The organism is Salegentibacter sediminis (assembly GCF_002078605.1).
GTDB lineage: Bacteria > Bacteroidota > Bacteroidia > Flavobacteriales > Flavobacteriaceae > Salegentibacter > Salegentibacter sediminis.
The window spans coordinates 354,419-371,178 of sequence record NZ_MSJR01000001.1; the positions used below are offsets into that span (position 1 = coordinate 354,419).

At 39.4% G+C, this 16,760-nt stretch carries 17 protein-coding genes; 13 read left to right on the forward strand and 4 right to left on the reverse strand.

Annotation, left to right across the window (positions count from 1 at the left end; genetic code table 11):
• Positions 1-3: 3 nt before the first annotated feature.
• Positions 4-2,067 (reverse strand): M16 family metallopeptidase, encoded by a 2,064-nt coding sequence (locus tag BUW93_RS01680; RefSeq protein WP_081208563.1) that lies wholly within the window; start codon positions 2,065-2,067, stop codon positions 4-6.
• 19 nt (positions 2,068-2,086) lie between these two features.
• The gene (locus tag BUW93_RS01685) at positions 2,087-3,409 is read right to left on the reverse strand and encodes a M16 family metallopeptidase (RefSeq protein ID WP_081208565.1); all 1,323 of its coding nucleotides are present in this window, start codon (positions 3,407-3,409) and stop codon (positions 2,087-2,089) included.
• A gap of 181 nt (positions 3,410-3,590) precedes the next feature.
• On the opposite strand from BUW93_RS01685, the gene BUW93_RS01690 reads away from it, so the two are divergent.
• The 4 genes from BUW93_RS01690 to BUW93_RS01705 all read left to right on the forward strand — a co-directional run bounded on the left by BUW93_RS01690 (position 3,591) and on the right by BUW93_RS01705 (position 5,392).
• Entirely contained in the window at positions 3,591-4,055 is a 465-nt protein-coding gene (locus BUW93_RS01690) for a DUF4199 domain-containing protein (RefSeq protein ID WP_081208567.1), read from the forward strand.
• A 99-nt stretch (positions 4,056-4,154) separates the two neighbouring features.
• Complete coding sequence (rplU, locus tag BUW93_RS01695; RefSeq protein ID WP_081209487.1) at positions 4,155-4,646, forward strand: 50S ribosomal protein L21; 492 nt, start codon at positions 4,155-4,157, stop codon at positions 4,644-4,646.
• Between the two features lie 29 nt (positions 4,647-4,675).
• Positions 4,676-4,936 (forward strand): 50S ribosomal protein L27, encoded by a 261-nt coding sequence (gene rpmA, locus BUW93_RS01700; protein ID WP_081208569.1) that lies wholly within the window; start codon positions 4,676-4,678, stop codon positions 4,934-4,936.
• Between the two features lie 87 nt (positions 4,937-5,023).
• Positions 5,024-5,392, forward strand: coding sequence for a hypothetical protein (locus BUW93_RS01705; RefSeq protein WP_081208571.1), 369 nt, complete (start codon positions 5,024-5,026; stop codon positions 5,390-5,392).
• A gap of 76 nt (positions 5,393-5,468) precedes the next feature.
• Here BUW93_RS01705 and ahcY read toward each other — a convergent pair whose 3' ends face one another.
• Positions 5,469-6,785, reverse strand: a complete 1,317-nt coding sequence (ahcY, locus tag BUW93_RS01710; RefSeq protein WP_081208573.1) for an adenosylhomocysteinase — start codon at positions 6,783-6,785, stop codon at positions 5,469-5,471.
• Positions 6,786-6,850: 65 nt separating this feature from the next.
• On the opposite strand from ahcY, the gene BUW93_RS01715 reads away from it, so the two are divergent.
• The 9 genes from BUW93_RS01715 to BUW93_RS01755 all read left to right on the forward strand — a co-directional run bounded on the left by BUW93_RS01715 (position 6,851) and on the right by BUW93_RS01755 (position 14,212).
• Positions 6,851-7,495, forward strand: a complete 645-nt coding sequence (locus BUW93_RS01715; protein ID WP_081208575.1) for a 4'-phosphopantetheinyl transferase family protein — start codon at positions 6,851-6,853, stop codon at positions 7,493-7,495.
• Between the two features lie 4 nt (positions 7,496-7,499).
• Positions 7,500-8,204: a geranylgeranylglyceryl/heptaprenylglyceryl phosphate synthase gene (locus BUW93_RS01720; protein WP_081208577.1), complete on the forward strand. Its 705-nt coding sequence runs from the start codon at positions 7,500-7,502 to the stop codon at positions 8,202-8,204.
• Positions 8,205-8,278: 74 nt separating this feature from the next.
• A complete protein-coding gene (locus tag BUW93_RS01725) occupies positions 8,279-8,539 on the forward strand; it encodes a thiamine-binding protein (protein WP_081208579.1) in 261 nt (86 codons plus the stop codon).
• A complete protein-coding gene (gene pnuC, locus BUW93_RS01730; RefSeq protein WP_081208581.1) occupies positions 8,523-9,155 on the forward strand; it encodes a nicotinamide riboside transporter PnuC in 633 nt (210 codons plus the stop codon). Before BUW93_RS01725 ends, pnuC begins: the two co-directional genes overlap by 17 nt.
• Positions 9,116-9,682, forward strand: a complete 567-nt coding sequence (locus BUW93_RS01735; protein ID WP_081208583.1) for an AAA family ATPase — start codon at positions 9,116-9,118, stop codon at positions 9,680-9,682. Before pnuC ends, BUW93_RS01735 begins: the two co-directional genes overlap by 40 nt.
• Before the next feature lie 2 nt (positions 9,683-9,684).
• Entirely contained in the window at positions 9,685-11,238 is a 1,554-nt protein-coding gene (locus BUW93_RS01740) for a DUF4301 family protein (protein ID WP_081208585.1), read from the forward strand.
• Between the two features lie 4 nt (positions 11,239-11,242).
• Complete coding sequence (gene arfB, locus BUW93_RS01745; RefSeq protein ID WP_081208587.1) at positions 11,243-11,644, forward strand: alternative ribosome rescue aminoacyl-tRNA hydrolase ArfB; 402 nt, start codon at positions 11,243-11,245, stop codon at positions 11,642-11,644.
• 472 nt (positions 11,645-12,116) lie between these two features.
• Positions 12,117-12,452 carry a hypothetical protein gene (locus BUW93_RS01750; protein ID WP_081208589.1) on the forward strand — a complete coding sequence of 112 codons (336 nt, stop codon included), beginning with the start codon at positions 12,117-12,119 and terminating at the stop codon, positions 12,450-12,452.
• A gap of 413 nt (positions 12,453-12,865) precedes the next feature.
• A complete protein-coding gene (locus BUW93_RS01755; protein WP_081208591.1) occupies positions 12,866-14,212 on the forward strand; it encodes a sigma-54-dependent transcriptional regulator in 1,347 nt (448 codons plus the stop codon).
• Here BUW93_RS01755 and BUW93_RS01760 read toward each other — a convergent pair.
• Positions 14,202-16,622 carry an ATP-binding protein gene (locus BUW93_RS01760; protein WP_081208593.1) on the reverse strand — a complete coding sequence of 807 codons (2,421 nt, stop codon included), beginning with the start codon at positions 16,620-16,622 and terminating at the stop codon, positions 14,202-14,204. The genes BUW93_RS01755 and BUW93_RS01760 overlap by 11 nt on opposite strands.
• Between the last annotated feature and the right edge of the window lie 138 nt (positions 16,623-16,760).

Consider the following 16,760-nt stretch of genomic DNA (forward strand, 5'->3'; position numbering starts at 1 on the left):
AAATTATTCTTCAAAATCTTCCGCTGTTACCCCTTCATTTACAAGGATCTCAGTTACATTAAATTCGAATGTTTGTGGTCCAGCGGCCTGCGAGATAGAAAAAGGAAATTTCACTCCTTCTACCTCCTGGTAATCGCTATATCCAGTCGGGATACTCATTGTTTGTCCGGCCTGGGATACGGTTTGAACCGTTTTTATTTTTAACCCGGTTTCAGCATCATAAAAGGCTTTGTTGTTTTCGCCTAAAGCCACTACATATGCGTCTTTTCCCTCTACGTTTTCAATACCTTCAAGGCTAGCATCACCTACTTCCAGTTCAGGGAACGGATTGGCATCTAATTTAGCCGCTTTGATCTGGTCTTCGTTGTAAGGAATTTTTTGTCCCTGCGCCACTACAAAGCCTGTTTCTCCATTAAATACCTGCTTGCTCATCACATTTCCGCCAACCGAAACTTCCTGGTTTAATTTACCATCCATAGTTCTTTTCATACTAAGATTTAGAGCCATTCCCTGTACAGTAGCTTCAGCGATCATTGCCACGCTTTCTACTTCCTCTACAGCCTTACGGCCACCAATGGCTTCTATATAATCGGCATAAACCTTTTCTACAGTTACTGAAGCATCAACTTCTTTAGCCTTAGGCTTTTCAATTTCTTCTCCAAGTTTGTTGTAGTATTTAACCGGAAGTGTTTCGCCGTTAAATTCAATCTTTTCAAGATTTTCAGCAATTTCTGAAGCTTTTCCGGCAACTACGATACGCGCTTTATCTAATTTGAAATATTTTTTAGCAACGCGTTGTACGTCTTCTACAGTAACATCGTTGATTTTCTGCAGGTAGGTCTCATAAAAATCCTCAGGGAGGTCTTCTGTTTCAATATCAAGTGCATATTGAGCAACTGTGGATGGCTGTTCAAGCGAAAGAACAAAATTGCCTATATATTTATTCTTGGCGTTATTTAATTCTTCTTCGGAAACTTTCTCAGTGCGAATTCTATGGATTTCATCAAGAAAAGCAACAACCGAGCTGTCGGTTACTTCGTTACGTACCTGGGCTGAAGCGATAAAGGCAGCTGCATATTTATCATTCCCTATGGAAGAATATGCGCCATAGGTGTAACCTTTGTCTTCTCTTAAATTCATAAAAAGTCTGGCATCCCCGCCACCACCAAGAATCCGGTTGGCAATTATGGATGGGAAATAATCGGGATTGCTCTTTTTAAGATCAACACTGTTCACTACGGCAATTTGGCTTTGAACTGCATTTGGCATATCAAGGATATTAATCTGCGTTGTTTCAGCATTTCTTACTTCGGGTAGTTCTTCTTTAGGAAGCTTTTTAGCCTCCCAGCTGCTGAATTTTTCTTCTACCAGCTGCTTTGCTTTTTCAAAATCCACGTCTCCAATAATTGCCAGGTAGGCATTTTCCGGAACGAAATAAGTGTTGTAGTGCGATTTAACTTCCTCAAGGGTAACAGCTTCCAGGCTTTCTGGTGTACTGAACTCTCCATAAGGATGGTTTTTCCCAAAAGTTAGGGTTCTTCTTAAGCGGCCGGCATTAAAGGCTACATCCTTTTCATTGCTTTCAAGTTCTTCGATTTCGCGTTGCTGAAGTTTTTCAAATTCTTCCTGGGTAAACTTCGGAGCTAAAGCACCTTCAGCCATTAATCCCAAAACTTTTGGAAAAAATTTAGAAAGAGTGTTTGCTCTAACGCTTTCGGCGCCAAAATAAAGGTTAGCACCAAGATAATCTACTTCTTCATTAAATTCATCTTTTGGAGTTTTGGTGGTTCCTGTTCCCAGTAGTCCCCCCGTGAGGGTGGAAACCCCTGCTTTTTCTCCTTCAGAATGAGGCGGATTGTCCAGGAAAAGAATCATATTAACCCGGGGAAGCTTATGGTTTTCTACAATCATTACTTTAAGGCCATTCTCTAAAGTAAAGGTTTCTGGTTTTTCAAGATTGATCTTTGGAGCAGGACCCGGTTCGGGTGGAGTACTTCGATCTATTTGTGCAATACTTGTAAATGCCAGAAACAAAAGAGCATTTATGGTAAGAATATATTTTTTCATATTTGTGTCTTTATTTTATTTATTGAACATCATCCTTTTTAGGAAGGTAATAGATTTCGGCGCGTTGATTTTCTTTTAAATACTCGTTGGCCACTCTCTTTATATCTTCCGGAGTTATAGATCGGTAGATTTCTATTTGTTCATTTATTAAATCGGTATCTTCATATAATACATTGTAGGTAGCTAATGATTCTGCTATTCCGGAAACACTGCTGTTTGCGTTTACGAACCGGTTTTCGAATGTATTCTGAAGTTTTTGAAACTCTCTTTCAGAGATTGTTTCATTTTGAAGTTTAACTATCTCCTCGTCAATTTCCTGTTTTAGGGTTTCTAATTGAGTGTCTCCCAATGGCAAACTCAAAACAGCGTATGCGCCGTAATCTTCAAAAGCAAGGTTTATAGCAGATACCTGTAAAGCTTGTTTTTGATCGTCTACCAGTTTTTTGTAAAGCCTCGAGGATTTCCCTCCCGAAAGGATGGTGGAAATCATATCAAGAACCTGAGCATCTTTTGCTGCCATTCCCGGCGTTCTCCATCCTAAGATAAACATAGGTAATTGAATATTAGGATCGTAAAAAGTGTCTTTTACGGTAGTGTTGATTGGCTTTTCTTCTACCCGGGTTCTCGAGACTTGATTTCCCGAAGGAACCGGCCCAAAGTAATCTTCGATGAGCTTTTTTGTTTTATCTATTTCTATATCTCCGGCTACTACCAGGGTGGCATTGTTCGGGGCATAGTATTCATCAAAATACTCATTGAACTCTTCGAGGGTTGCCGCATCCAGGTCTTCCATATAGCCAATGTTTGGGTCTTTATAGGGGTGCTGCGAAAAAAGATTTCGTTGGATCACCTGAAGGAGATTTCCATAAGGTCTGTTATCGTAACTTCTTCTTCTTTCTTCTTTCACCACCTCGTTTTGGGTTTCCACCCCTGTTTCGCCAATCACCGGGTGAAGCATTCTTTCAGATTCAAGCCAAAGGCCGAGTTCGAGTTTATTGGAGGGAAAGGTCTCATAGTAATAAGTTCTGTCTAGAGAGGTGGTGGCATTAAAAGAGCCTCCATTGGAATTTATTATAGACATAAACTCTCCTTTTTTAATGTTTTTGGTCCCTTCAAACAAGAGGTGTTCAAAAAAGTGGGCAAAACCTGTTTTGTCATTTTTCAGATCTTTCCCACCCACATGATACATTACAGAGGTTGAAACTACAGGCGCTGTTTTGTCCTGATGTAATATTACGTGCAATCCGTTGTCCAGGTCGTATTCGGTGAATTCAACCTCCTGGGCAACTCCTGCGGCACTAACCAGTAGAGCACAGGCAGTAAGCTTAATTTGTTTAAACATTTTTAGATGGTTTTTATTAATGTACGTATATAAGTATTAGAAAATACAGATTTGTTACAGAAGTTGAGTATTAATTATGAAAACAATTCTTAAACCAGCCATATTTCAAAATTAACAAGGTGTTAAGGGAGAAACCGGTAGTTTTTTAGGAAATTTACTATCATAAAACCAAAAAAGTACTATGAAAAAATTCAGTATTCCTATAAAACATGGAGTAGCCGTAGCTGCGGGTCTTATTGCTTATTTTTTAATACTTTCATTGTTTGGGGCTCATAAATATCCGATTTTCAGCTTGTTTAATGGGGTGATAATGGCTTATGGTATGTGGGAAGCAATTAAGTATTACCGACTTTCGGCGGGAAATAAATTCAAATATCAAAAAGGTTTTATGACCGGGCTTTTAACCGGATTCAATGCGACAATTATATTCACAATTTTCTTTGGGATCTACGCCACTGAGATCGATCCGGGGTTTAAGGATGAATTGGTGGCCATGTGGGTAGACGATTGGTTTATAAGTATTGGGATGCTTCTCTTTACCGTGGCCTTGATGGGTTTTGCTACCAGTATTGTTTTTACCCTTGCTTTTATGCAGCTTAAAAAGGATTCCTGGAACACCAAAGAAGGAAAAAAACATACATATTAAAAACTTTAGAAGAGTTTGTGAATTAATTAATTAGAAGTATATTTGCACCCGCTTGCTAAAAAGCAGGCGTTTGTAAAGCATAAATCTAATAAAAACACTATGTACGCAATTGTAGAGATAGCAGGGCAGCAATTTAAAGTTGCAAAAGACCAGAAGGTGTTTGTAAACCGTTTAGCGGGAGAAGAAGGAGACAGCGTTTCTTTTGACAAGGTTCTTCTTACCGGCGATGGTGACAACATTACTCTAGGCGCCCCGGCTATAGAAGGCGCTCTTGTAGGAGCCAAAATTTCCCGTCACCTAAAGGGCGACAAAGTAATTGTTTTCAAAAAGAAAAGACGTAAAGGTTACAAGAAGAAAAACGGACACCGTCAGGCTTTAACCGAGATCGTAATTGAAAGCATTGATGTAAAAGGTGGAAAGAAAGCTTCTTCAGCTAAAAAAGAGGAGCCTAAAAAAGAAACCAAAGCCGATAAAAAATCTGAAGATTTAAGCCAGTATACTGTTGCTGAATTGAAAGAGATGGCTAAAGAAAAAGGACTTGAAGGTTATTCTTCAATGAAGAAAGCTGAATTAATTGAAGCTTTAAGCTAATTATTAAACTACTTAAAACCTAAAATAAAATGGCACACAAAAAAGGAGTCGGTAGTTCCAAGAACGGTAGAGAGTCAGAATCGAAACGCTTAGGCGTGAAGATCTTTGGCGGACAAGCTGCTGTAGCCGGAAACATCATCGTAAGACAAAGAGGTACTGCGCACAACCCAGGAGAGAATGTGTATGCAGGAAAAGACCATACTTTACACGCCAAAATAGACGGGGTGGTAAAATTCTCTAAAACAAAGAATAATAAATCATACGTTTCTATTGAACCGTTTGAAGCTTAATTAGCTTTGCTTTAGAACAATATCAAAAGCCTTTTCGGAAACGAAGAGGCTTTTTTTGTATCTTTAAGTGAACCAACCGATTAAGTGATGAAATACATTACAATATACCGTACTAAGGATATCACAGAAGTTTCTGGGATTAAAGAGATCTTTGTTAGAGAGAGCATAGATTTTAAAATACTCGATACAGAAACCTCACCTGAAGAAGCCGATACAGGCCTTAAGGCTGCAGAGAGCCAGATTCAGGTTGAAGAAAAGGAGAAGAAAAGAGCCGAAAGTATTCTTACCCAGCACGGCTATTCTGGTGTAGACCAACATTTTGAAAAACCCCATGTAAGTCGTTTGCCAGATTCCAGGGCAAAACCTATGATTGGAAAATGGACTATTTTTATACTCGTAGCACTGGTGGTACTTATCGCCATCATTTTATTTACCTGGTTTATGATTCCTGAATAAAAAAATCCCTTCTGAATTTCACTTCAGAAGGGATTATGTTGAAATAATTGATTCCCGTCTTCACGGGAATGACACTTTAATATCTGTAATACTCCGGCTTAAATGGACCTTCTACCTCCACCCCAATATATTCGGCCTGATCTTGGTTTAGCTCGGTTAATTCTACTCCAATTCTTTCTAAGTGAAGTTTAGCAACCTTTTCATCCAGATGCTTCGGAAGCATGTAAACTTCATTTTTATACTTGTCGGCGTTTTTCCAAAGCTCGATCTGGGCTAAAGTTTGGTTGGTAAATGAGTTACTCATCACAAAACTTGGGTGGCCTGTGGCGCAACCAAGATTTACCAGACGACCTTCAGCTAAAAGAATAATGTCTTTTCCGTTAACTGTGTATTTATCTACTTGTGGCTTGATCTCATCTTTGGTATCACCGTGATTGTTATTCAACCAGGCAACATCAATTTCGTTGTCGAAGTGGCCAATGTTACAAACGATGGTTTTGTCTTTCATCGCTTCAAAATGCTCGCCTCTAACGATGTCTTTATTTCCTGTGGTAGTGATCACGATATCAGCTTTGCCAACTACGGTCTCCAGTTTTTTCACTTCAAAACCATCCATCGCGGCCTGCAGGGCACATATTGGATCAATTTCGGTAACGGTTACAATAGCTCCGGTGCCTTTAAAAGAAGCTGCGGTACCTTTTCCCACATCCCCATAACCACACACCACAACGCGTTTCCCGGCCAGCATAACATCGGTAGCGCGACGAATGGCATCTACCGCGCTTTCACGACATCCGTATTTGTTATCAAACTTAGATTTGGTCACCGAATCGTTCACGTTTATTGCCGGCATAACCAAAGTGCCGTTTTTCATTCTTTCATAAAGTCTATGAACCCCGGTAGTTGTTTCTTCTGAAAGTCCGCGGATGCCTTTGGCAAGCTCGGGATATTTATCAAAAACCATATTGGTAAGATCGCCCCCATCATCAAGGATCATATTTAAAGGCTCGCGTTCTTCACCGAAAAACAGGGTTTGCTCGATACACCAGTTAAATTCTTCTTCGGTCATTCCCTTCCAGGCATAAACCGGGATTCCGGCAGCGGCAATTGCTGCAGCAGCCTGGTCCTGGGTAGAGAAAATATTGCAGGAACTCCAGGTAACCTCGGCGCCAAGGGCAACCAGGGTTTCAATGAGTACTGCGGTTTGAATTGTCATATGTAAACAACCGGCTATGCGTGCCCCTTTTAAAGGTTGTTCGTCTTTATATTCTTCACGGAGTGCCATTAGTCCCGGCATTTCGGATTCGGCAAGTTCTATCTCTTTTCTTCCCCAATCGGCAAGGGAAATATCCTTAACTTTATAAGCGGTATAAGGCACTGTTTTAGTCGACATATTATTATATTTGAATATTAGCAATTTTTTGTCTCGCAAAAATAAGGAATCTATAACAAACCTACATGCCACTTTACAAAACAATAACAGCAAACCCTCATACTAAAGTCTTCATTTGGAAGGTGGAAGAAGATTTCAATGAGCTTAGTGAGGGGATACAGCTCACAGAACATTGCCAAAGCAGGGTAGATGGAATGAAATCTGAAATTCATCGCCGCGGGTTTATGAGTATACGCCATCTGTTGGCTGAAGTTGGGTATGTAGATTCCGACCTTTACTATGATAAACTCGGAAAACCCCATCTGAAAGACGGGAAAAATATCTCTATCACCCATTCCTTTAATTTCACCGGTATTATTGTTAGCGATGAAAAAGTTGGGATTGATATTGAAAAACAACGAGAAAAAATTCTTAGAATTGCCAATAAATTCACACCTCTTAAGGAGTATCATACCCTGGCGAACGAAGATGCCTTAATTCGTAAACTTACCATTGTATGGGGTGCTAAGGAGTCTGTTTATAAAATGTATGCCGAACCCGGTTTGGGCTTTTTGCAACATATCAACGTTACCGATTTCGATTTTGATGATGCCAAAACCACCGCAAAAGTTTTATTTAAAGGAAAAAAATCTTTTTATGAAATGGAGTTCCTGGAATTTGAAGGCTTTACCTGTGTTTATGGTTGGGTTACTAAGGCAATAGAAAACTGATTTAATGCTGAATTTTTACCGGCATATCGAGACGGCAGTCGCCGAAAACAAAAAACTACTCGCTATTCTTATTGATCCCGATAAATTTGAGGAAAACGGGACTGAAGCTTTCCTAAAGAGCATTCCCGAAAATACCTCTCACATTTTCGTTGGTGGGAGTACGGTAGAAATTAATAAAACTGAAAAAACCGTAAAAGCAATAAAAGACAGCACTCAGTTGCCGGTATTTCTGTTTCCGGGAAATCATAATCAGATTGCAGGAGACGCCGATGCCATCTTATTTCTCAGTTTAATCTCAGGACGAAATCCTGAATACCTTATAGGGCAGCAGGTGAAATCGGTGGCAAAATTAAGGGAGATCAAACTCGAAATTATTCCAACTGGTTATATTTTAATAGACGGGGGCAATGAATCGGCTGTTCAAAGGGTAAGTAACACCGAGCCCATACCACAAAACGAGATACATACTATTGTGAATACTGCACTTGCCGGTCAGTATTCAGGAAAAAAACTAATTTACCTGGAAGCAGGTAGTGGAGCGAAGATTCCGGTTTCTGAAGAAATAATAGCAGCAGTAAAAAAGGCTATAGATATCCCCTTAATTGTGGGAGGTGGTATCTGTACCCCGCTACAGCAGCTGAAAGCCTATGAGGCCGGTGTAGATATGTTGGTTATGGGGACGCATTTTGAAAAAATGAAAGCAGATTAATTGGTTTCCCTTCGACATTACTAACTTCAAAGCTTTAAATTTGGCTTCAATTTGCGACTAAATAAATCAAAAAGATGAAAATTTCAGTAGAACTTACCCTGACTCCTATTCAGGATAATTTTGAGCCTGCGATCATAAACTTCATTAAAAAAATGAGAGATTCAGGATTAACAGTAAAAGAAAATCCGTTGAGCACTCAGGTTTATGGGGATTATGATGAGGTGATGGCATTGCTAAATTCAGAAATAAAAAATGCTTTCGAAGCCATTGACCGCGGCCTGTTGTATATGAAAATTGTAAAATCTGACCGCAGCGATTATGCAGCCGATTTTTGATTTTTTCTTTGACCAGTACTCGGGTTACCCCACACTATTTATTATTCTTGAGATCATTGCAGTGATCTTTGGTTTTTTATCGGTATGGTATTCCAAGCAAAATAACATCCTTGTATATCCTACGGGGATTGTAAGCACCCTTATTTTCGTTTATTTACTTTGGCAGTGGCAGTTGCTGGGGGATATGATGATTAATGCCTACTATTTCTCAATGAGTATTTACGGTTGGTATATTTGGACTCGTAAAGTTGATGCAACCCATTTTACCCCAATTACCAATACCACCAAAAAGGAGAACTGGCAAAGCCTTTTTATCTTCCTTGGGACGCTTATTTTTGTATTTGTGGTTTACGAGTGGTTTGATAAATGGAATAACTGGACCGCTTATGTAGATACCTTAACAACGGCTATTTTCTTTGTGGGAATGTGGCAAATGGCCAAAAGGAAGATTGAAAACTGGATATTCTGGATTATAGGAGATATCATTTCGGTGCCCTTATATTTTTATAAGGGGCTTACCTTCACGGCAATTCAATATTTTGTATTTACAATAATCGCAATATACGGTTACACAGCATGGCAAAAACACTTGCGCAACGACCTACGTCCGTCTTAAAGGCTGTTTTTTTTGGTCCCGAATCCACGGGGAAGACCACCCTGGCTCAAATGCTGGCAGAGCATTTTAACTCCCTTTGGGTAGAGGAATATATGAGGGAATATCTTCAGGAGAAATGGAATTCAGAGCAAAAAATTTGCGAACCTAAGGATATGTTGCCAATCGCCCGTGGCCAAATACAGCGGGAGAATGAATTGGCAGAAAAGGCCAATAAGATCTTGTTTTGCGATACAGACCTCCTGGAATTAAAGGTTTATTCTGAAGCTTATTACAATGAATTTTGCGATCCGCAACTTCTTAAACATGCGTTAAACAACCGGTACGATTTATACTTTTTGATGTATATTGACGTTCCCTGGACTCCCGACGATCTTCGGGATAAGCCCTTTGACCGGGTTGGAATGTTTAAGCGATTTGAAGAAGCTTTAATCCTCACCGGGAAACCTTATGTGGTTTTAAAAGGTGATTTAAATGAGCGCTTCCAAACTGCAGTTTCAGAAATTAATAAACTTATAAAAAACCAATAGACGTGGGATTTAGCGAGATTGATATTTTACAGATTGAAGAGAAAGGATTAAGTTCAAAAGAAGTAGAACGCCAAATTAAATTATTTGAGAAAGGAAATATAAAGGTAGATATTCAGAAGGCTGCGACCCCGGGGAATGGGATCTTTGTTTATTCTGAAAGCGAGAAGAAAGATCTGATCGCTCATTATGAGAACAAGATCATTCACCTAAACCCTCTAAAGTTTGTACCTGCCTCGGGAGCTGCTACCAGGATGTTTAAAGCTCTGCATAATTTCACCGATGAATTTGATCCTGAACAGGAAAGTTTAAGGGCCTACCTGGACCGCAAGGAAGATGCTTCCCTGCAGCGATTTTTTGAAAGTATTGAGAGTTTACCTTTTTATGACCAGGCGCTTAAATTAACCAGAGAAAAGTACTCCTCTTTTAACGATAAATCAAAGGACCAACAGCAATTGCTTCTCGTTAAGACCATGCTTTATGAAGATGGACTTAATCTTACCAACCTGCCAAAAGGATTGGTCCCATTTCATAGTTATAAAGACAGAATCGCTACAGCATTTGAAGAACACCTTTATGGGGCTTCAAAATACCTAAATGTAAATGGTCTTACAAGACTGCATTTTACTGTTGCCCATGGAGATAAAGATAAATTCGAGAAGGAATTTGAGACTATTAAAGAGCGAGTGGAGAAGGCAACTAATACCCAATTTGAGATTAGCTTTTCCTATCAGGATCCTAAAACCGATACCATTGCCGTAGATAATGATAACGAACCTTTCAGAGATGAAGAGGGGCATATCTTTTTCAGGCCCGGTGGACATGGAGCCCTAATTGAAAACCTTAATAACCAGGATGCCGATCTTATTTTCATTAAGAATATAGATAATGTGGTGGTAGAAGAGAACCTTGAGGAGGTGCTAGCATATAAAAAAATGTTGGGAGGAAAACTACTTCAGCTTCAGGAGCAAATCTTTAGTTATTTAAGCCAGTTGGACGCTGGAAATAATTCGGAAACCAAGCTTGATGAGATCGCCCATTTCATCGAAAAAGAGCTTTCCGTAGAGCTTACAACTTCTTTTAATAAATTCACAGGGGAGGAAAAAACCCAGTACTTGTGTAGAAAGCTGGATAAACCTCTACGCGTTTGTGGGATGGTGATGAATGAAGGAGAGCCCGGCGGTGGTCCATTTTTGGTGAAAGATGAAACAGGAGAAGTGACTCTGCAAATTATTGAAGGCGCCCAAATCGATAAGGATAATATGGAGCAACTCAAGATCCTAAATAATTCTACCCACTTCAATCCGGTAGATATCGTTTGTGGGATTTATAACTGGAAAAAAGAGAAGTACGATCTCCATCAATATGTGGATGAGCGAATGAGTTTTATCGCTCATAAAACCAAAGATGGGAAACCATTAAAAGCCCTTGAACGTCCAGGTTTGTGGAATGGAGGGATGGCCTTTTGGAATACTGTTTTTGTAGAAGTTCCGGTATCCACTTTTAATCCAGTAAAGACAGTGGCAGACTTGCTAAAACCGAATCATCGCACAAAATAGAATAGTGGACGAAGAAAGGATAATTCACGAGTTAAAGTTCAAGGCGGTCAGGAGTTCGGGGGCTGGTGGTCAACATGTTAATAAAACATCATCAAAGGTTGAGCTCCATTTTCCGGTGGAGTTTTCTGAAGCTTTATCAGAAGAAGAAAAAACCAGGATTCTTAGAAAACTGGCTAACAGGATAACCGGGGCCGGGGAGTTGGTACTTCAGAGTGATACTTCCCGTAGCCAGCATAAAAATAAGGAGGATGTTATTCTTCGTTTTTTAAACTTGATTAAGGATGCCCTTAGAAAGCGAAAACCACGAAAAAAGACAAAACCTTCTCGTGCAGCCCGGGAAAAACGTTTAAAGAAAAAGAAAATCCAGGCAGAGAAAAAGGCAGGAAGAAAAAATCCACTTCAATAAAACAAGAAGCTGTGGATAATTTCTACACAAATGTGGAAATTGATAAGGAATTCCCCAGGTTTTTAAACTTGATTCTTCGGGGGTAAATGTCTAAGAGTTTAGTCCTCAGTTAAGTGCCTATAGGGGCTAATAGTGGTACGGTTTTCACTTAATGTATTAAGAGTTTGATAAAAACTTGATTCAAACTAACTAAACACAACAGCGTGGATAACTGTTGTATAATTTAGATTTTCGGAGAAAAAAGGGGTCTTAGGACCTCTTTTTTATTTGTGTGTGTTCTCAACTGTGGAATTATGGTGGAAATTTCTACATAATGAATTCTTAAATTAAGTGAAATTCCACATAAAATAATCGGGATTATTAATTATAAATTCAGGAAAATCCTTTATTTTCAAGGGTTTGCGAAGAATTTAACGAAATTGGTATAATTATTCCTGTAAAGCTTACAACTAAAACTTAAAAATAGATAATCATGAAAAAGTTAGGATTAAGCTTACTGGCAGTAACCGCAATGTTTTTTTATTCTGAAAATGTAAACGCTCAGGTTGAGGGTGAGGTAGAAGCGGAGGTAGAAACTCATGCTCAGGAACAGTCAGATTTCAAAGAAATTGATGTAGTAGCACTTCCACAACCAGTTAAGGATGCTGTAATGAGCGATTTTAATGGTGCCGTAACCGAGGAAGCCTGGGTAAAGGAAAAAGACGGAAAAACAATCTATAAACTATCACTTAATGTAGAGGGTGAGAAAAAGAAAGTTTATGTAGATCAGGATGGTAACTGGATAGATAAAGAAGACAAGGATAAATAAACCAAAACTAATTAGCTAACCAACTTTGAATCCGCCATATTTCACCCTATCCTGGAATAAGGCGGTTTTAAAAACATTAGCCGAAGTTTTAGAGACGCCAACTCTTTCGGCAACGGAACAATCAGGATTTTTTATATCCCCTACGTGGGTTTTGAAATTGAGCAAAACGACTTGCAGAGAATCAGGATTCTTTGATCAACTAACACTTTAAAAGAGTCGTTTAGTAAGGTGTTGAAAAGATATTCTGGATTTTTCCGTAAAATGGATACCACTTAATAAGCGACAAGTATAATTTTTAGATTTGTCAGAAAAAGAGATCAATAAGATTGATCTCTTTTTTTTATGCTTAATTTTAAAAACTGTGAACCTAAGATTGTTAAATTTGCACTATACATTTTAATTCAGCATTATTTATGACTAAAATCCTCATAGTAGAAGATGATGTCGCTTTCGGCACGATGCTTAAGACGTTTTTACAAAAAAGAAACTATGAGGTGGGGCTTGCTTTTACGGCTTCAGAAGCATTAAAGAATATAAATGATAAGGATTTTGATCTGATTCTTACCGATGTTCGACTTCCGGATAAAGATGGTCTCGATATCCTCAAGGAAGTGAAAGCCAAAAACACCAGGACGCAGGTTATTGTCATGACAAGCTATGCTGAAATCAGCATGGCTGTACAGGCGATGAAGGATGGAGCCTTTGATTATGTTTCTAAACCCTTTAGACCAGAATCTATTCTTCAAACCATCGAAAACGCATTAAACCATAATGAGGCAAGTGCGGCCGAAACAGTAAGGCCGGCCAAAAAAACTAAAAAAACCACATTACAAAAAGATAGTTTTGTAAAAGGTGTAAGCGATGCCTCCCGAAAGCTTAATGACTATATTGAGCTGGTGGCTCCTACAAATATGTCGGTTCTCATTATGGGGGAAAGCGGTACGGGAAAAGAGCAGGTTGCTAAAAGTATACATTCCCAGAGTAAGAGGAAAGATGCGCCATTTATTGCGGTAGACTGTGGGGCAATTCCGCGGGAACTTGCATCCAGTGAATTTTTCGGGCACTTAAAAGGATCTTTTACCGGGGCAATAAATGATAAAACCGGGCACTTTGAAGCTGCCAATGGAGGCACTTTATTTCTTGACGAGATCGGAAATTTAACCTATGAGCTCCAGGTCCAGTTGCTTCGCGCACTACAGGAGAGAAAGATCAAACCTGTGGGGAGTAACAACGAAATTGAAGTTGATATTCGGGTGATCACTGCCACCAACGAAGATCTTGCCCAGGCGGTTAGAGAAGGAGAATTCAGGGAAGACCTTTATCACAGGTTGAATGAATTTTCTATTAAAGTTCCGGCACTAAAAGACAGGAAAGAAGATCTTATGATCTTTGCAGATTATTTTCTGGATGAAGCAAATATCGAACTTGAAAAAAATGTGATAGGTTTTAGCGAAGAGGCGATAGAGGCTTTTAAAAATTATAATTGGCCCGGAAATTTGCGGGAATTAAAGAATATGGTAAAGCGTGCTGTGCTTTTAACCCAGGATGATTTGATCCCGTTAAAAGTTTTGCCTCATGAAATTTCTACGGCCCAAAAAACCGAGACAGAGTATGGTCTCTTCAAAAATAAAAATGAAGAGCAACTCATCATCGAAGCCCTGGAAAAATCTGGGGGGAATAAAAGTAAAGCTGCAAGGTTACTTTCTATAGACCGTAAAACCCTTTATAATAAACTTAAACAATATGGGATTAAACTGTGATCTCATTTTTCAAATTATTCAATAGCAAGCGAATATTTTTAATCAGGCTGGTAAACCCAGATTCCTCAAAATTATTATAATTTTCAATCTCCCTTAATTTTTCGGCGATTGAATGCGCCTTCATTTGTTTAAACATAGGCAGCATTTTATGTGCAATCGAAGCCAGTTTTTCCTGGTCTTGTTGTTTAAATGCTTCCTCAAGGTCCTCCAGGTTTTTTTCTGAACTATCCAAAAAGGCGTTTATAATAATGTGCATTGCCTTTTCATCACCTCCGGAAAACTGGTAGATCTCTTCAAGATCATATTCGGTTCCGGGTCTTTTGCTTGGTGGGAGATAATTATTAGACGCAACCTCAACCTGGAATATTTCAGCAATACTATTTAAAAGTTCCTGTGGTTTATAAGGTTTGATAAGGCTTTTTGCAAATCCTGCCTTGGTATAGAAATCGGGTTCCAGGCTTGTTCTTCCGGAGATGGCAATCACCGGAATATTCTGTATTTTGGAGTCTTCCTTAATTTGTGAGATGAGTTCCAAACCATCCATTCTTGGCATTTGAATATCGGTGAGCACCAGATCAAATTTATCAGATTTCAATTTGTTTAAGGCGTCGTAGCCATTAAGACTGCTTTCACAGGTAAGTCCTAATGATTTAACCAGTTCCTGAGTGAGAGCCAGTTGAGAGGGTTCATCATCTACCACCAAAGCCTTTTTATTTTTAAGCGACACCGGAGGAGGGCTTGGCTCTTTTGGTTTAGCAATAGCCTTTTCCTGTTTTTTAATTTTAACAACAGGGAGATAGACGATAAATTCACTGCCGTCTCCGGGAGCGCTTATGAGGTCTAATCTTCCTTTAAGTAGAGTAGTTAGACTCCTGGTGATGGTAAGGCCAAGACCGGTACCTCCGTATTGTTTTTCAATCTTGCTGTTTTCCTGGGAAAACTCTTCAAAGATCTCCTCCTGTTTTTCCTTCGGAATTCCAATGCCGGAATCTTTCACCGATATGATGAGGGTATAACTATCCTCAATCTCTTTCCTGAGCCCGACGCTCACTCTCACCTCTCCTTCGTGTGTGAATTTATAGGCATTGGTCACCAGATTTGCAATGATTTGCTTTATCCTGAAGGGGTCGCTCAGAACCTGGACATCGGCATCAAGCTCTATGTCTATTATGATCTCAACATCTTTGTTGATCTCTCCCGGTAAAGAGTTATGTACAGTGTCTTCAATTAATTTTTTAGGATTAAATGGAAGCTTTTCCACCAGCATTTTTCCCGCCTCTAATTTGGACAGGTCCAGCAAATCATTAACCAGCCTAAGGATAAAATCTGAAGACTTCTTCACATGGGTTAAATAGTGATTCTGTTTATTGTTTAATTGGGTTTTCCCCATCAGGTCGGTATAACCTATTAAAGTATTCAGGGGTGATCTGAGGTCGTGAGTGATAGCTGCCATAAATTGTTCCCTGCTCTTTAAAAGGGATTCGGCAAAGGTTTTGGCTTCTTCCAGTTGACTCCGATAACGTTGGCTGCGGCTAACATCCTTTATGATGAGAAATAGAAAAACCAGAAAAATGATAAAACTCAATGAGCCCGCTGCGATCATTATTATAGAGGTATCTTTCAGCATCTTTTCTGAAGTTTCGGCTCGGTTTAGCGAGGCTTCCCGTTCTTCCTGTTCTATGGTTGCCAGTACGCTTCGAAGTTGCTGGTTCAGAATTAAATCGTTATCCAACAATTCATTTTCTTTCTGATTGATTTGCTGGCGGAATTGCTGGTTGGCGGTTTCAAGTTCACTTAACACATTTTTTACCGAACCGATAAGTGAATCGGCAGTTCGGTTGGTTAGCCTTTCTGCATTGTCTTCTTCAGAAAATTCCAGTAATCGTATTAAAACTCTTCGTTGATGAGGTTCGAGATTGGCAAACCGCTTTTCGTAATTATTGGCATTAAAAGACGGGTCTACCTTACGTAGTTCTTCGATTACCTGGGTATAATAACTAGTATTTCGGTCCTGTTCTCTTAATTTCAGTAATTCACTAAGGTTGTTGGTTTTTCTTGAAAGCAGGGCAGAGATACTGTCCAGCTCTGTTTTCATTTGGGTATCGTGATATGATTCTTTTAGCAGGCCAATATTCTCCCGAATGGAGTCTAAATGGTCCTGATATTCCTCAAGATCACTTTCATCGCCAGTCTGGATGAGGCGCCGACTAATATTCTCGGTTTCATATAACTCTGTAGTGATGTCGCTAACCAGGAAGAGTTTCTCGTTATTACTGGTATTGGAATCGGCGAGATTGGTATAAGCCACCACCTGGGTATAGCCGAACCAGACCGAAAGAGCTGCCAGGGCAGCTATTAGGAAATATCCGGCAACCACTTTAAAGGTTATAGAACGCTTGGTGTTTCGCATAACTTAAATTCCGCTAAAATTACACCAATTAAATGAAATGCAATAAAATTATGGGATTTCCCAAAAAGCTTTATACATTTGCTGCAAATCTCACAAGGGGTGCCTTTTAAAAGAGGCTGAGATCATACCCAATGAACC

Coding starts and splice junctions, on each gene's coding strand:
- BUW93_RS01760 (WP_081208593.1), bottom strand. CDS start 16,622: ATGCGAAACACCAAGCGTTCTATAACCTTTAAAGTGGTTGCCGGATAT.
- BUW93_RS01735 (WP_081208583.1), top strand. CDS start 9,116: ATGGCAAAAACACTTGCGCAACGACCTACGTCCGTCTTAAAGGCTGTT.
- BUW93_RS01755 (WP_081208591.1), top strand. CDS start 12,866: ATGACTAAAATCCTCATAGTAGAAGATGATGTCGCTTTCGGCACGATG.
- rpmA (WP_081208569.1), top strand. CDS start 4,676: ATGGCACACAAAAAAGGAGTCGGTAGTTCCAAGAACGGTAGAGAGTCA.
- BUW93_RS01690 (WP_081208567.1), top strand. CDS start 3,591: ATGAAAAAATTCAGTATTCCTATAAAACATGGAGTAGCCGTAGCTGCG.
- BUW93_RS01750 (WP_081208589.1), top strand. CDS start 12,117: ATGAAAAAGTTAGGATTAAGCTTACTGGCAGTAACCGCAATGTTTTTT.
- pnuC (WP_081208581.1), top strand. CDS start 8,523: ATGCAGCCGATTTTTGATTTTTTCTTTGACCAGTACTCGGGTTACCCC.
- BUW93_RS01715 (WP_081208575.1), top strand. CDS start 6,851: ATGCCACTTTACAAAACAATAACAGCAAACCCTCATACTAAAGTCTTC.
- ahcY (WP_081208573.1), bottom strand. CDS start 6,785: ATGTCGACTAAAACAGTGCCTTATACCGCTTATAAAGTTAAGGATATT.
- BUW93_RS01705 (WP_081208571.1), top strand. CDS start 5,024: ATGAAATACATTACAATATACCGTACTAAGGATATCACAGAAGTTTCT.
- BUW93_RS01680 (WP_081208563.1), bottom strand. CDS start 2,067: ATGAAAAAATATATTCTTACCATAAATGCTCTTTTGTTTCTGGCATTT.
- BUW93_RS01685 (WP_081208565.1), bottom strand. CDS start 3,409: ATGTTTAAACAAATTAAGCTTACTGCCTGTGCTCTACTGGTTAGTGCC.
- rplU (WP_081209487.1), top strand. CDS start 4,155: ATGTACGCAATTGTAGAGATAGCAGGGCAGCAATTTAAAGTTGCAAAA.
- BUW93_RS01725 (WP_081208579.1), top strand. CDS start 8,279: ATGAAAATTTCAGTAGAACTTACCCTGACTCCTATTCAGGATAATTTT.
- BUW93_RS01720 (WP_081208577.1), top strand. CDS start 7,500: ATGCTGAATTTTTACCGGCATATCGAGACGGCAGTCGCCGAAAACAAA.